Here is a 14,999-nt window from a genome sequence, read left to right as displayed (position 1 = left end):
GTACTCAGCGACCCCAACAATCCTTGGTGGTCAGCCCGGTCGTCGCATTGGTCATGCCTCTGACGCCGGTGTTGCCGAGGGTGAAATCCCCACACTTGTCACCGGCCATCGTTGACCCGGCCTTGCGCACGGCGGTGAGCAAGAAGGTCTGATCGGTCAGTGTCGGGGTAATGGTGTAGTAGTCATTGCCAGCACTCAGCCCGGTAGCGTTGCTGTACACATTGTTTTTCGAATAGAACCTTTCAAGGTTTTGTGCCTGCTCGGACAGCAGCCCGGCAATTTCGGTGCGATGGCTTCGCTTCACGTACTCGGTAAGGAGTGGAGCGGAAATGGTCACCACAATCCCGATGATCGCGATCACGATCATGATTTCGATCAGGGTAAAACCTTGGTTGGATCTGCGCATTGCCTCAACTCTCACTTACTGTATTTGTCGCCACATGACTCGACGGCTGCCGCCGCCGGATTTTTCAACCAGAGTGGTGATACCGCCACTGGAGTCGCTCACAATTTTGCGGGCTGCACTGTTGACGATCGCATTCAGCGTCGCAATGCCACCGGTAAAAATCACCCCGCTGGAGATCGTGTCGTTCGTGTCGACCAGGCCATCGCCATTGGTGTCGAGCACCGCATAGTTGAGCATCTTACCGCTGAACGCATCGAGTTCGACCAGTTTGCCGTTGCCAAAGCTTGAACAGGGATCCGTGGTGTCGATGCCGGCCGTGGTAAACACAATCCGCCCGAGCACCAGGGCAGCCTGGTTGATCACCCGCTCACCGGTCAGGGAATTGTTGTACACCAGTGGCAAATACCAGCCATTTTGTGCCGGATAGGTCACGGGATTCTGTGAGGTGGTGATGAACTGCCCCCCGGCAGTCCCCGTGAAGACTCCGGTCACAGCCTGCGCCTGCAAGCTCGACACGGTGATCTGCCCCGAGCCTCCATCGGCATCCCACACCCCATAGAACGCTTGCAGGTCCTTGCTGAGCTTGTCAGCCGTCTCGTTGAATTTCCCGGTGCCGAAGAATACCTCTTTACCGTTGATCGGATGGTCCGCCAGCAACGGTTGCGCCGTGATCGGCTGTGTCGCGCCGCCCGGCGCAGTGAATAGCGGCTTACCGGAAAAGGCCACGCCCCAGCTGGCGGGGTTTGAGCTGCTCAAGTCGAACTTCCACAACCGGCCTTTCAAATCGCCGCCATAGGCCGCCTGGACAATGCTTTGCGAGTCGACCTTGAGCTTGACCGATGACAGGCCATTGGTGGTTTCGGTGCCGTCGATAACGATTTTCCTGATCAGCGAACCGTCGCGAATATCCACTACGTACAGCGCGGCAACACCCGAGTTGCTGCCGTAGCCATTGGAGATGAAGGCCGCCCAGCGACCATCGGCCAAGCGTGCCACTTCCGGCCGCGCATAGGCATAACCCAGATCATTGAAAACGTTCGCGGTGTTGGCGGTGGTCGGCGCGCTGATTTCCCACAAGGCATTGGTCACGTTCCCCGCCGTCCCATCGAACAGCTGCACGGCGTAAAAGGTCTTGCCGCCCGCCCCCACGCCCCCCAGGGCCAGGGTTTTCCAGGCGTTGTTGAGTTGGGCATCGAACACGCCAACCTGGCCATCGTTGAGAAACTTGTGGCTGCTGCCATTGATGTAGGCGGTATCGGCGATGAAATGCAGCGACGACAGCACGCTGGAAGGCATGTAGCCGTAGCGCCGCGCACCGTTGCCGGCGTTGATGACATTCACCAAGCCATCGTTGGCATTCACCACCAGGCTGGTGTTCATGTTCGCGGCTTTACTGGTCAGGAACGTGCTGTAACTGGTACTGCCGGCCAGGTCCGAAGCGGTTTTGTCAGTGGGCGATGCCAGCGTTAATGGCGAGTTGATGATGTCACCCAGCAGCACCGTACGAGTCTTCAAGCCGGCTTTGTTGGTGCCCTTGCTCCACTCCACCAGATCGCTGCCGCTGATACCGGTCGGCAGGTTCTGGCTGAGGCTGGTTTGCTGGGTGCTGGATAAGTTGCCGTAGGCCAGAGTGACCACCGCGTTGGTCGTGGTGTTCCAGGACTGATAAGTCGGCGCCGTCGCACCGGGAACGATGACCGTGTCAGTGGTCCACAGCACAGAGGTGGTGTCCACGGCCCCGCTTGAGGTGAAGCCAAAGGCTTTGATAGTGCCGCGCCAGTCCTTTGGGTCGTAGCCGGTCTGAAAATAGCTGGAGCCACTGGTCACCGTGGTGCTGCTGGCGACGCCGCTGCCACCCGAGCCGGCCTTGGTGGAGATGTTGCTCAAGGCTGCCGATAACGCAGTGTTGAGGCTGGCGCTGTCGGTTGCCTGATAGTACTTGCCCTGCCCGTAACGGGCGGCATCCGCCAACATCTGATTGGCGGTGGTAAAACCCACCGTGTAGGTGTTCAGGTTCTGCTTGGGGAAGTCTGGTGAACTCCAGCTTTTGCCCGCCAGGTCCGTGCCGGTGGAGCGCATGTCGATGTCGAACGCGAATTTGGCGATGTCGTCCAGGTACAGGGTGTCACCCTCGTCATCGCCGTTAAGGTCGTTACCGTCATTGTTGATCCCGTCCCAGTTGGGCAGCCGGGTACCACCGAGTGGATCGTCGCTAGGGAAAGTCCGGTCGTAGGTCGGCAGGCCATCGCTGATGACCACCCCGTAGCTCTTCTGGCAGCGGTACTGGATCGGACTGGTGTAGGTGGCTGGCCCTGAATTGTAGTACGGCGTCATGCCGCGAAAATAGCGGGTAATTTCGTAGTAGGTTTCCGCCAGTGGTGTATTGGATATCGCGCTCAAGCCGTTGATAGCAGAGATCAGCGCGTTGTAGTTGGCGTCCGCCTGGGCCTGGGTCACGCTGCCGCTGACCACCGTCAGATCGCTGATGTCGTTGACGATGTAACCGCCATTACCGGCATTATTGTTGCCGATACCACTGCCATTGCCGTTGCCATGATTACCATCGCTGTTGCCGTGGGTATTCGGTGAATTAAAGGTTGCCAGACCGAAACGCAGCCCGCGATTGCTGGTGATCAGCGCCGTGGCTACGTTGCGCGCCACGTTGATTCGATAGTCATTGGGTATCGAGCCGTCGGTGAAGTCGCGATTGCTGCCGTTGGCCAGGCCCACCAGGTAGGAAATGTAGTTGTCGGAATAACGGGTATTGCCGCTGCCCACCGGGTCCGGGAGCTTGAGGCACAGTGGCGTCAGGCTGTTTTTGTAGAATGCGTAGTAACCGCTGGGACATCCCGACTGGGGCAAACTGGACAGCAGGATCGGATCGCCGACGATAGCGGAGCCACTAAAACACAAGCCAGAAAGCGCGTTACATTGCTGGGCCGGCGTTCGTGAAACGGTCGGGTCAAACCCCGAGGCATAGATGATGCTGTTCATGCTCCCCGAATCATCGAGCAGCAGCATCACGTTTGGCGCGACAGCCGACGCGCCGAGCAGTGGTGAATCCGATGGCGTGAAGGCATACGCCGGAGCGGCCAGATAAAGACCCAGCAGCCCGCCGCAGGCTACCCCCATCAACCAATGGCGTCGCTCCCGACGACGGGCCTCAGTATTTCGCATAAATGCTCTCCACCACACTGCGCGAAGTGCCCGCCAGCCCAACAGCGGTGACCCGATAGAGCGTCGCCGAGGTATTGCTCGGGACATTCACGGCGCTCAACGTGGTGCCCAGGTTCTGCACACCGTAAAAACCGCTGCCGGCAGCGATCCAGGTCACCCCGGAGGTGGCGTTGAAGCCTGCGGCCGCGACTACTGAAGACTCGGCCGGCGGGGCACATTGGGTGGTCGTGGCGCATGCCGCCAGGGTGTATGCGCTCAGTTGCACGGCGCTTTCACCCATGCGCAACGCCGCCTCTGCGCCCTGGAAGGATTGATTGCGCAGCGTCACGCTGCCGGCCATTTTTTCCTGGAGCGTAGCGTTCTGCATCGACGAGATACCGATCAGCGTCAACAACAGCAGAAACACCAGGCTCATCAGCAGCGCCATGCCGCGCTGGGCGTGTGCCTTGAGGGGAGAAAGGATCATCGGCATCGCCCCTACATCAACCGGTTGCGCAAAGCGGCAACCACGTTGAAGGTCTGATTGCGCACGCGGTTGTTGGGGTCCGCCAGGGTCAGACTCAAGCGCACACTGCGGATTCGCGCCGGGTCGGCCGGATTGCTGCTGTAACTCGACGCGGCAACATCGGTGGCGCTGGTGGCCATGCCGAAGGTCACGTTGAAAGCACTGACGTTGCTCACCAGCGCCGCCGACATAGTGTCCGTGGTCATCAGGATCTGGCCATTGCTCAGGCGATAGGACAACCGCCGGATCGGAAACGCCAGTTGCCCGGCTGCCGGGGTGTGCACCTTGGTATAGGCCGTTGCGCTGGTTCGGCAGTCAGACACCACGGTCCAGGTCGGATCCCCGCCGTTGCCGCCGACATCCGACGTTACCAGGGTCAGTTTGAGTGCCGTGTTATCCCAACTGATCGGGGTGATCTGGCTGGCATTGAAGTCGCCGGCCGAGCTCGCATCGGTAATCGTCCCCAGGCAACCGAACATGCCGACCATGCGGATTTCCTGAATCATTTTGCTCAGGACAAACCGCGCATCTTCCTGCATCCCGGCAGAGGTGTTCTGGCTGATGTAGGTGCTTTTCGCCGAAATAAAAATTTGCGCCACGCCGAGCACCACGATCAGGCCGATCGCCATGGCGATCATCAGCTCGATCAGACCAAACCCTCGGGACGAACGACTCATGGCGTGAACACCGGATCGACGGTGGCGCGGCTGCTCAGGACAAAGCTGCGGGTCGAACTGGCGGCGGCTGCCCGCGAGTCATCCCAAGTGATGGTGATGGTATACACCCGCTGGTTCAGGGTAATACTGCCCGTAGCGGTCGGGCCGCCGAAGCTGATGATATTGGTGGTGAAGTCATACAGGTCCTGATCCCGGGTAACATTCAAATTGCCCGAGGTCGGCGGCGTGACGGTGTAGTCGGCCGCGGAATTGGCGCGAATCCGGTCCATCATGTCGTAGGCAATAAAGCTCGCCTGGCTGGTCATCAGCGAGCTGTCGGTGTACTTCAGCGCATTGAGCTGAGTCGCCGCCGCGCCCAGTAGCCCTACGCTCAGAATCAACAGCGCAACCAACACTTCGATCAGTGTCATGCCGTCCTGTGCACGCGATCCCGCTCCTGTCATCCGCAGCTTCCACCCAAGACAATCCGTCCGTTTAAACACACGCTGAGCGTCCGGCTCTGCGCCCCTGATACGTAATTGAACAGCACTGCCGTGGCCGGCGCCGATAATCCACCGAGGTTGTTGAAATCGATGGTGGTCACTCCAGAGGTTAGCGTCAGAGTGGCGCCGCTGCTCATCGCCGGAATAACCCGCAATACATTCGCCGGTGAGCCGGTGCTGTCGTACACCGTCAACTCCCCGGTCCAGACGCTGCCGCCGGCAGTTGGCCGGACCCGCGTAGTGATGCCCCGGTCGATCGCCTCCAGGCGGGCGTAATTGAGTCCTCGCTGCAAATCACTGATTTCGGTATCGGCCCTGGCGTTCTGCACTGAACTGTTGAACGCCGGTACCGCCAGGGTGAGCAAAATCGCCATGACCGCAAGGATCACCAGCAACTCGACCAACGTGAAACCTTTTGTACGATGATTCATCGCTGCCCTCCGCTGCCAACGACTACACCTAGCTGTATCAAGCTAGAACATTCAGCCGGTGGCCGTCGGGCTGTTTTGACACTCTTTGCACAAATCAACGCCCTCTCCAGGGAAGGAGACGTTATGCATCAGAAGGGGTTCGGCCTGATCGAACTGCTTATCGGACTGGCAATCGCGGCGATCGTTCTGCAACAGGTCAGCCCGGTACTCAGCGAGTACACGCAATCAGTGAGTCGTGAAACTGCGGCACAAACGCTCGCCAGTGGCATGCGCAATGCCCGCACCGAGGCCATCCTGCGCAATCAGACCATTGTCATCCACGCGTTGAATGACGATTGGGGTCAAGGCTGGCAAATCATTCTGGATATCAGTGGCGAGGGTCATCAAGACAGCAGCAACCCGCTGCTGATCGAGCGCCAGACAAGCGCCGGGGTGCCGATTGTGGGTAATCGGCCGGTGAAGAATTTTGTACGGTTCAGCAGCCTCGGCGAGCCGCTGTTGCCCGGCGGTGCGTTTCAGGCCGGGACGTTGCACATCTGCGCGGGCCGCGAGCCGGTCAGTCATCACCAAGTGGTGCTGTCCAGAAGCGGTCGTGTCAGCCTGCGCAGCGACAAGGCCGAGAAGGCCTTGTGTGCGGGAGGTGAGGAATCAGAGCAGGGAGCGAACGCGTAGCTCTTTGGGCATGGAGAAGGTGATGTTCTCCTCGCGACCGGCCAGTTCATCGGCGCCGGTAGCGCCCCAGGCCTGCAGTTGCTCGATAACGCCACGAACCAGTACTTCCGGCGCCGAGGCCCCGGCGGTGATGCCGATACGCTCGACACCATCGAACCAGCTGCGCTGCATGTCTTCGGCACCGTCGATCAGATACGCCGGGGTGGACATGCGCTCGGCCAGCTCGCGCAAGCGGTTGGAGTTGGAGCTGTTCGGGCTGCCGACCACCAGCACCACGTCGCATTCGTCAGCCAGTTGCTTGACCGCATCCTGACGGTTTTGCGTGGCGTAGCAAATGTCGTCCTTGCGTGGGCCGCCAATGGCCGGGAAACGAGTGCGCAAGGCATCGATTACACGGCTGGTGTCGTCCATCGACAAGGTGGTCTGAGTGACAAAGGCCAGCTTTTCGGGGTTGCGCACGTTCAGCGCGGCAACGTCCTTTTCGTCTTCGACAAGGTAGATCGCACCACCGTTGCTGGCGTCGTACTGGCCCATGGTGCCTTCGACTTCCGGATGACCGGCATGGCCGATCAGAATGCACTCACGACCGTCGCGGCTGTAGCGCGCCACTTCGATGTGCACTTTAGTCACCAATGGGCAGGTCGCATCGAAGACCTTCAGGCCACGGCCTGCGGCTTCCGTGCGAACGGCCTGGGAAACCCCATGGGCGCTGAAAATCACAATGACGTCGTCCGGCACCTGATCCAGTTCTTCAACGAAGATCGCCCCGCGTGCGCGCAGGTCTTCAACGACGAATTTGTTGTGGACCACTTCGTGGCGCACATAGATTGGCGGCCCGAAGACTTCCAGGGCGCGGTTGACGATTTCGATCGCCCGGTCCACGCCGGCGCAGAAGCCACGGGGGTTGGCGAGTTTGATTTGCATGCTGTGCCTCGTGTCTTGCGCGCAAGAAATTAGATCATTTGTAGGAGCTGAGCTTGCTCGCGATGAGGGCCTGACATTCAACATTGATGTTGACTGACAATCAGTCATCGCGAGCAAGCTCAGCTCCTACAGGTTACAGCGCTTTGACGCTGATGATTTCCACGTCAAAGGTCAATGTCTTGCCGGCCAGCGGGTGGTTGAAGTCGATGGTCACCTGAGTGTCATCGAACGCCTTGACCACACCGGGCAGCTCAGTATTCGCCGCATCGTTGAAGATCACCAGCAGGCCTTCGGACAGTTCCATATCCTGGAACTGCGAACGCGGGATGATCTGCACGTTTTGCGGGTTGGGCTGGCCAAAGGCGTTTTCTGGCTGAATCGTCAGATTACGCTTGTCACCCGCCTTGAAGCCAAACAGCGCAGCTTCGAAACCTGGCAGCAGGTTGCCGTCGCCGACCTTGAAGGTCGCCGGGGCTTTGTCGAAGGTGCTGTCGACGGTGTCGCCGTTCTCCAGGCGCAATGCAAAGTGCAAAGTGACTTCCGTGTTCTGGCCAATGCGTTGCTCAGCCAATACCTGTTCAGTCATGAACGGCTTCTCCGGTCTTCTTGCTTTTGAACATATCCAGCGCGAGCATCACAGCCCCGACGCTGATGGCGCTGTCGGCAAAGTTGAACGCCGGAAAATACCAGCGGTTCTGCCAATGCACCAGAATGAAATCGATCACATGGCCCAGGGCAATGCGGTCGTACAGGTTACCCAGCGCGCCGCCGAGTACCAGTGCCAGCGCAATCGCCAGCCAGGTGTCGTTGCGCCCCAGACGCTTGAGCCAGACCACCAGCACCGCACTGACCACGACCGCGATCAGGGCGAACAACCAGCGCTGCCAGCCGGAGCTGTCAGCCAGGAAGCTGAAGGCCGCACCGGTGTTGTAGGCCAAAGTCCAGCTGAAATAATCGGGAATCACCACGATTTGCTGGTACATGGTCAGCGAGCTTTCGAAGTGGAACTTGCTGGCCTGGTCAATGACCAGAACCAGCACGCTCAACCAGAGCCAGCTCAGCCGTCCGAAACGGCTAGCAGCATTAGGCATAGTGACGAACCTCGCCAGCGCCGCTGATGTTGTCGACGCAACGACCGCAGATTTCCGGATGCTCCGGGTTCACGCCGACGTCTTCACGGCAGTGCCAGCAACGGGCGCACTTGGCGAAGCTCGACTTGACCACTTTGAGTTTCAGACCGCTGACTTCGGTTTCAACCGCGTCGGCCGGCGCTTGCACGAACGGTGCAATGCTGGCTGTCGAGGTGATCAGCACGAAGCGCAGTTCGTTGCTCAGCTTGGCCAGGTCGGCACTCAGCGCCTCTTCGGCGAACAGCGTCACTTCGGCTTGCAGGTTACCGCCCACGGCCTTGGCCGCGCGCTGGATTTCCATTTCCTTGTTGACCGCGACCTTGACCGCCATGATCCGCTCCCAGTAGGCGCGGTCCAGTTCGAAGCCTTCCGGCAACTCGCTGAGGCCTTCGTACCAGGTGTTGAGCATGACCGACTCATTGCGCTCGCCCGGCAGGTACTGCCACAACTCGTCGGCGGTGAACGCGAGGATCGGCGCGATCCAGCGCACCAGCGCTTCAGAGATGTGGAACAGCGCGGTTTGCGCCGAACGGCGGGCCTTGCTGTTGGCGCCAGTGGTGTACTGACGGTCCTTGATGATGTCGAGGTAGAAACCGCCCAGCTCCTGCACGCAGAAGTTGTGGATCTTGGAGTAGACGTTCCAGAAGCGGTATTCGCCGTAGTGCTCTTGCAGCTCGCGTTGCAGCAGCAAGGTACGGTCCACGGCCCAACGGTCCAGCGCGAGCATTTCTTCTGCCGGCAGGATGTCGGTGGCCGGGTTGAAACCGGTCAGGTTGGAAAGCAGGAAGCGCGCGGTGTTACGGATCCGCCGATAGGCGTCCGCACTGCGTTGCAGGATCTGGTCGGAAACCGCCATTTCACCCGAGTAATCGGTCGAAGCCACCCACAGACGCATGATGTCGGCGCCCAAGGTGTCGTTGACTTTCTGCGGCGCGATCACGTTGCCCAGCGACTTGGACATCTTGCGGCCGGCTTCGTCGACGGTGAAACCGTGAGTCAGTAGTTCGCGGTACGGCGCGTGGTTGTCGATGGCGCAACCGGTCAACAGCGACGAGTGGAACCAGCCGCGATGTTGGTCGGAACCTTCCAGGTACAGGTCGGCACGCGGACCGGTCTCGTGGCCCACCGGGTGCGAACCGCGCAGGACGTGCCAGTGCGTGGTGCCCGAATCGAACCAGACGTCGAGGGTGTCGCTGATCTTGTCGTACTGCGGCGCTTCGTCACCCAGCAGCTCGGCCGCGTCCATCTTGAACCAGGCTTCGATACCTTCGACTTCGACGCGCTGGGCGACCTCTTCCATCAGCTCGACGGTGCGTGGGTGCAGCTCGCCGCTTTCCTTGTGCAGGAAGAACGGGATCGGCACGCCCCAGTTACGCTGGCGAGAGATGCACCAGTCCGGACGGTTGGCGATCATCGAGTGCAGACGCGCCTGGCCCCAGGCCGGTACGAACGTGGTGTCTTCGATGGCTTTGATCGCGCGTTTACGCAAGGTGTCGCCAGTCGCCGGCTGTTTGTCCATGCCGATGAACCACTGCGCGGTAGCGCGGTAGATCAGCGGAGTCTTGTGACGCCAGCAGTGCATGTAGCTGTGTTCGATGACGGAGGTGTGCAACAGCGCACCGACTTGCGTCAGCTTGTCGACGATGGCCGGGTTGGCCTTCCAGATGAACTGGCCGCCGAAGAACTCCAGCGACGACACGTAAACGCCGTTGCTTTGCACCGGATTGAGGATGTCGTCGTTGACCATGCCGTAAGCTTTGCAGGTCACGAAGTCGTCTACGCCGTAGGCTGGCGAGGAGTGAACCACGCCGGTGCCGGCGCCCAGTTCGACGTACTCGGCCAGGTAAACTGGCGACAGGCGGTCGTAGAACGGGTGACGGAAATTGATCAGTTCCAGCGCCGCGCCAGTGGCCGTGGCGATGACCGAGCCTTCAAGGTTGTAGCGAGCCAGGCACGACTCGACCAGCTCTTGCGCCAGTACCAGCAGTTTGTCGCCGACGTCGACCAGGGCGTAGTCGAACTCGGGGTGAACGTTCAGCGCCTGGTTGGCCGGGATGGTCCACGGGGTGGTGGTCCAGATCACGATCGAAGCCGGTTTGCCCAGCGATGTCAGGCCGAAGGCGGCAGCCAGTTTGGCTTCGTCGGCAATCGGGAAGGCGACGTCGATGGTCGAGGACTTTTTGTTCTCGTATTCAACTTCGGCTTCAGCCAGGGCCGAACCGCAGTCGAAGCACCAGTTCACAGGCTTGAGGCCCTTGAACACGAAACCACCCTTGACGATTTCAGCCAAGGCACGGATTTCGCCGGCCTCGTTCTTGAAATCCATGGTCTTGTAGGGGTTGGCGAAGTCACCCAGCACACCCAGACGGATGAACTCGGACTTCTGGCCTTCGATCTGTTCGGTGGCATAGGCACGGCACAGCTCACGGGTTTTATCCGCCGTGAGGTTCTTGCCGTGGGTCACTTCGACTTTGTGCTCGATCGGCAGACCGTGGCAGTCCCAGCCCGGAACATAAGGCGCATCGAAACCCGAAAGGGTTTTCGAGCGGATGATCATGTCCTTGAGAATCTTGTTGAGCGCATGACCGATATGAATGGTGCCGTTGGCGTACGGAGGACCGTCGTGCAGAACGAACTTCGGACGATCCTTACCAATCTCACGCAACTTCTGGTACAGGCCAATGCTGTCCCAGCGCTGCAGAATCTGCGGTTCGCGCTGAGGCAGGCCGGCCTTCATTGGGAAGGCGGTGTCCGGAAGGTTTAGCGTGGCTTTATAGTCGGTCATTTAAGGCTCTTCATTAGCGATTGGCGCTAGGTGCGGCTAGGGCACGGGCGGCGGCGACATCCGCATTGATCGCCGTCTTAAGCGCCTCCAGAGAGGCGAAACGCTGCTCTTCGCGCAGCTTGTGGTGGAAAACCACCGTCAAACGCCGGTCATACAGATCGCCGGCAAAATCTAGAATATGGACTTCAAGGTGGGCTTTGCCATCACCTTCAACCGTTGGCCGAACGCCAATATTGGCGACTCCCGGCCAGGTTTTGCCGTCGACCTCGACGCTGACCAGGTAAACCCCGGTCAACGGTACACGACGACGCTTGAGTTGCACGTTGGCCGTAGGCGTGCCCAGTTGGCGCGCCAGCTTCTGCCCATGCAGAACCCGTCCGGTAATCCGGAACGGACGACCGAGCAATCGTTCGGCCAAGGCAAAGTCGGCAGCAACCAAGGCATTACGCACCTGGGTGCTGCTGACACGCAACCCGTCCAGCTCAACGGTCTGCGCCGCTTCGACGGTGAACCCCTGAACGGCCCCGGCCTGTAGCAGGAAATCGAAATCCCCTACCCGATCACAGCCGAAACGGAAGTCGTCACCGACCTCCAGATGCCGCACGCCCAGACCATCGACCAGAATGGTGTCGACGAACTCCGCAGCGCTGAGCTTGCTCAAACGGTGATTGAAAGCCAGGCACAGAACCCGGTCGACCCCTTCGGCGGCCAGCAGTTGCAGCTTGTCGCGCAAGCGCGCCAGACGGGCCGGAGCCGTGTCGGGGGCGAAAAATTCACGCGGCTGCGGCTCGAAAATCACCACGCAGCTGGGTAAACCCAACTCGAGCGCACGCTCACGCAGCCGGGCCAGGATAGCCTGGTGGCCACGGTGAACACCGTCAAAGTTGCCAATAGTGGCGACACAGCCCCGATGCTGGGGGCGCAAATTGTGGAGGCCTCGAACCAGCTGCATAACGCGCTTCTTGCTCATAAAGTGGTCGATTATAACCACACCCGGCGGCCGACAACAGGCAACACCGTAACCCAAAGTGATCGAACCGACAAAACTGGCGCCCGAGCCGTGATTATTGATGCCGCGTCTTCAGTTCAACGCCTTGCGATTGAAGTCCCGCAGACGGAAGCCCATCAACGCCAACATACCGAAATAGGCCACCACACCAGCACCAACCAAAGCCCCCAGACGCAGGAAGCGCGCCGGCATGTGCCCTTCGCCCCAGGCCGGCATGAAATGCATCGCCCCCAGCAAAACTGCGGACATCACCGTCACCGCAACCACCAGCTTGAGCCCGAACAGGCCCCAGCCTGGCTGTGGCTGATACATCTTCTGTTTGCGCAACTGATAGAACAACAGACCGGCGTTCAGGCATGCACCCGCGCTAATGGCCAGGGCCAGCCCTGCGTGTTTCAACGGGCCGATCAAGGCCAGGTTGAACAGCTGAGTGACGACCAGCGTGAAAATCGCGATTTTTACCGGTGTGCGAATGTTTTGTTGCGCATAGAAACCCGGCGCCAGCACTTTAATCACGATAATCCCGAGCAAACCGACCGAGTAGGCAACCAGGGCACGCTGGGTCATCGAGGCATCGAAGGCGCTGAACTGACCATACTGGAACAGCGAAACGGTCAGCGGCTCCGCCAGAATCCCCAGCGCCAGCGAGCACGGCAGCACCAGCACGAAGCACAGGCGCAGGCCCCAATCGAGAATGCGCGAGTATTCGTGGCGGTCCTTGCTGGCGTAGGTTTTCGCCAGCGTCGGCAGCAGAATCGTGCCCAACGCTACACCAAGTACGCCGGATGGCAATTCCATCAGGCGGTCGGCGTAATACATCCAGGACACCGAACCCGCCACCAGAAACGAGGCAAAAATGGTGTTGATGATCAGCGAAATCTGGCTGACCGAGACCCCGAGAATCGCCGGTAGCATCTGTTTCATCACACGCCAGACACCGGTGTCGCGCAGGTTCAGGCGCGGCAACACCAACATGCCAATTTTTTTCAGGTGCGGCAGTTGATAGAGCAATTGCGCCAGGCCACCGACCAGCACCGCCCAGCCCAGGGCCATTACCGGCGGATCGAAGTACGGCGTCAGGAACAGCGCGAAGACGATCATGCTGACGTTGAGCAGGGTCGGCACGAAGGCCGGCACCGAAAAACGGTTCCAGGTATTGAGGATCGCCCCGGCCAGCGAGGACAGCGAGATCAGCAATATATAAGGAAAGGTCACTCGCAACAGGCTGGAAGTCAGCTGGAATTTTTCCGGCGTGTTGGTAAACCCCGGGGCCGTTGCCCAGATGACCCAGGGCGCCGCGATCATTCCGAGCATCGTGACCACCGCCAGCACCAGCGTGAGCAAGCCCGACACATAAGCGATGAAGGTTCGTGTCGCCTCCTCGCCCTGCTGACTTTTGTATTCCGCCAGAATTGGCACGAAGGCCTGGGAAAACGCCCCTTCGGCGAAGATTCGCCGCAACAGATTGGGCAGTTTGAAGGCGATAAAGAAGGCGTCTGTGGCCATCCCGGCGCCAAATATGCGTGCGACGAGCGTGTCACGGACGAACCCCAGAACCCGGGAAAGCATCGTGATAGAGCTGACGGCGGCCAACGATTTAAGCAGGTTCATTGAAGAGTTTTTGCCTGTCGATAAACAGCAGGCGAACAAACCGCCCACTTATGCGATACTCCGCGCCGCAACAGCACAGAGCCAAAGCTCGCGAGTTTACAGGTCAAGCGCCGGAAATAAATATCCCGCCTCTTTAGATCGACCACTCAGCGGAACGCATCACCCGCCCTTGACAAGACTTCAACTCATCGGCATGATTCGCGGCCTATTTTGTTTGCTATTTCCTAAAAAGTCTTTCGAGGAGCTCGACGGTGGCCAACACACCTTCCGCCAAAAAACGTGCAAAACAGGCTGAGAAGCGTCGCAGCCACAACGCCAGCCTGCGTTCCATGGTTCGTACCTACATCAAGAATGTAGTTAAAGCCATCGACGCAAAAGACGCTGAAAAAGCGCAAGCTGCTTACGTTCTGGCCGTGCCAGTTATCGACCGTATGGCCGATAAAGGCATCATCCACAAGAACAAAGCTGCTCGCCATAAGAGCCGCCTGAATGGCCACGTCAAGGCTCTGAACGTTGCCGCTGCTGCCTAAGCGACACGCTCATTAAAAAACCGACCCCAGGGTCGGTTTTTTATTGCCTGCGATTTGGCGAGCACACCCCCAAAAAAAATGTGGGAGCGAGCCTGCTCGCGATGGCGGCACAGCAGCCAACAATGATGTTGAATGCTACAGCCTCATCGCGAGCAGGCTCGCTCCCACAGGGTATTGCGCCAGATTACTGAGCGTGTGCCCACGGCAAAATCGGAATCGCGGTTACGGCATTCTGCGGACTACCCTCGATCAGGCGATCGCTGTAGACCAGGTACACCAGGGTGTTGCGCTTCTTGTCGAGGAAACGCACCACCTGCATGGTCTTGAACACCAGCGACGTGCGCTCCTTGAACACCTCTTCACCATCCTTGAGCTCACCCTTGAAGCTGATCGGCCCGACCTGACGACACGCGATGGACGCTTCCGACCGATCCTCGGCCAACCCCAAGCCACCCTTCACGCCGCCCGTCTTGGCTCGCGACAGGTAGCAGGTCACGCCATCGACTTTCGGATCATCAAAGGCCTCGACGACGATACGATCATTCGGCCCGACGAATTTGAACACGGTCGATACCTGACCGATTTCTTCCGCCGACGCCAACAGCGGCATCGCCAACAGCAACCCCAACAACCCTTTTGCCATGCGCATTCGCGTTTTCC

General features: G+C 59.4%; 15 protein-coding genes. 2 read left to right on the top strand and 13 right to left on the bottom strand.

Annotated elements, in window-relative coordinates:
• Positions 1–4: 4 nt before the first annotated feature.
• From HK44_RS08275 to HK44_RS08250, 6 genes are read right to left on the bottom strand one after another with little or no spacing between them, the layout of a single operon-like run.
• Positions 5–406, bottom strand: a complete 402-nt coding sequence (locus HK44_RS08275) for a type IV pilin protein (RefSeq protein WP_019691631.1) — start codon at positions 404–406, stop codon at positions 5–7.
• Between the two features lie 15 nt (positions 407–421).
• Complete coding sequence (locus HK44_RS08270) at positions 422–3,583, bottom strand: pilus assembly protein (RefSeq protein WP_024264808.1); 3,162 nt, start codon at positions 3,581–3,583, stop codon at positions 422–424.
• Positions 3,570–4,055 carry a PilX N-terminal domain-containing pilus assembly protein gene (locus tag HK44_RS08265; protein WP_019691629.1) on the bottom strand — a complete coding sequence of 162 codons (486 nt, stop codon included), beginning with the start codon at positions 4,053–4,055 and terminating at the stop codon, positions 3,570–3,572. Before HK44_RS08265 ends, HK44_RS08270 begins: the two co-directional genes overlap by 14 nt.
• A gap of 5 nt (positions 4,056–4,060) precedes the next feature.
• On the bottom strand, positions 4,061–4,765 hold the full coding sequence (locus HK44_RS08260; RefSeq protein WP_019691628.1) for a PilW family protein: 705 nt from the start codon (positions 4,763–4,765) through the stop codon (positions 4,061–4,063).
• Positions 4,762–5,208 carry a type IV pilus modification protein PilV gene (pilV, locus tag HK44_RS08255; protein WP_019691627.1) on the bottom strand — a complete coding sequence of 149 codons (447 nt, stop codon included), beginning with the start codon at positions 5,206–5,208 and terminating at the stop codon, positions 4,762–4,764. The genes HK44_RS08260 and pilV overlap by 4 nt, the downstream gene beginning before the upstream one ends.
• On the bottom strand, positions 5,205–5,678 hold the full coding sequence (locus HK44_RS08250) for a GspH/FimT family pseudopilin (protein WP_019691626.1): 474 nt from the start codon (positions 5,676–5,678) through the stop codon (positions 5,205–5,207). Before HK44_RS08250 ends, pilV begins: the two co-directional genes overlap by 4 nt.
• A 123-nt stretch (positions 5,679–5,801) precedes the next feature.
• On the opposite strand from HK44_RS08250, the gene HK44_RS08245 reads away from it, so the two are divergent.
• The gene (locus tag HK44_RS08245; protein ID WP_019691625.1) at positions 5,802–6,350 is read left to right on the top strand and encodes a GspH/FimT family pseudopilin; all 549 of its coding nucleotides are present in this window, start codon (positions 5,802–5,804) and stop codon (positions 6,348–6,350) included.
• On the opposite strand, the gene ispH is transcribed toward HK44_RS08245, so the two are convergent.
• The 6 genes from ispH to murJ all read right to left on the bottom strand — a co-directional run bounded on the left by ispH (position 6,327) and on the right by murJ (position 13,809).
• A complete protein-coding gene (ispH, locus tag HK44_RS08240) occupies positions 6,327–7,274 on the bottom strand; it encodes a 4-hydroxy-3-methylbut-2-enyl diphosphate reductase (RefSeq protein ID WP_019691624.1) in 948 nt (315 codons plus the stop codon). The genes HK44_RS08245 and ispH overlap by 24 nt on opposite strands.
• A gap of 133 nt (positions 7,275–7,407) precedes the next feature.
• Positions 7,408–7,845: an FKBP-type peptidyl-prolyl cis-trans isomerase gene (gene fkpB, locus HK44_RS08235; RefSeq protein ID WP_187682489.1), complete on the bottom strand. Its 438-nt coding sequence runs from the start codon at positions 7,843–7,845 to the stop codon at positions 7,408–7,410.
• Positions 7,846–7,852: 7 nt separating this feature from the next.
• Positions 7,853–8,365 carry a signal peptidase II gene (gene lspA, locus HK44_RS08230; protein WP_019691622.1) on the bottom strand — a complete coding sequence of 171 codons (513 nt, stop codon included), beginning with the start codon at positions 8,363–8,365 and terminating at the stop codon, positions 7,853–7,855.
• A complete protein-coding gene (ileS, locus tag HK44_RS08225; RefSeq protein ID WP_019691621.1) occupies positions 8,358–11,189 on the bottom strand; it encodes an isoleucine--tRNA ligase in 2,832 nt (943 codons plus the stop codon). Before ileS ends, lspA begins: the two co-directional genes overlap by 8 nt.
• A gap of 13 nt (positions 11,190–11,202) precedes the next feature.
• Positions 11,203–12,141 (bottom strand): bifunctional riboflavin kinase/FAD synthetase, encoded by a 939-nt coding sequence (gene ribF / locus HK44_RS08220; RefSeq protein WP_019691620.1) that lies wholly within the window; start codon positions 12,139–12,141, stop codon positions 11,203–11,205.
• Between the two features lie 129 nt (positions 12,142–12,270).
• Positions 12,271–13,809, bottom strand: coding sequence for a murein biosynthesis integral membrane protein MurJ (gene murJ / locus HK44_RS08215; protein ID WP_019691619.1), 1,539 nt, complete (start codon positions 13,807–13,809; stop codon positions 12,271–12,273).
• A 251-nt stretch (positions 13,810–14,060) separates the two neighbouring features.
• On the opposite strand from murJ, the gene rpsT reads away from it, so the two are divergent.
• Entirely contained in the window at positions 14,061–14,339 is a 279-nt protein-coding gene (rpsT, locus tag HK44_RS08210; RefSeq protein ID WP_003185593.1) for a 30S ribosomal protein S20, read from the top strand.
• A gap of 184 nt (positions 14,340–14,523) precedes the next feature.
• Here rpsT and HK44_RS08205 read toward each other — a convergent pair whose 3' ends face one another.
• The gene (locus HK44_RS08205; protein ID WP_019691618.1) at positions 14,524–14,988 is read right to left on the bottom strand and encodes a CreA family protein; all 465 of its coding nucleotides are present in this window, start codon (positions 14,986–14,988) and stop codon (positions 14,524–14,526) included.
• Positions 14,989–14,999: the final 11 nt, after the last annotated feature.

The sequence above is a fragment of the Pseudomonas fluorescens HK44 genome, assembly GCF_000217955.3.
GTDB lineage: Bacteria > Pseudomonadota > Gammaproteobacteria > Pseudomonadales > Pseudomonadaceae > Aquipseudomonas > Aquipseudomonas fluorescens_AQ.
Note: the sequence above shows the minus strand (reverse complement) of the source record. Positions and strands in the feature narration are given on the sequence as shown.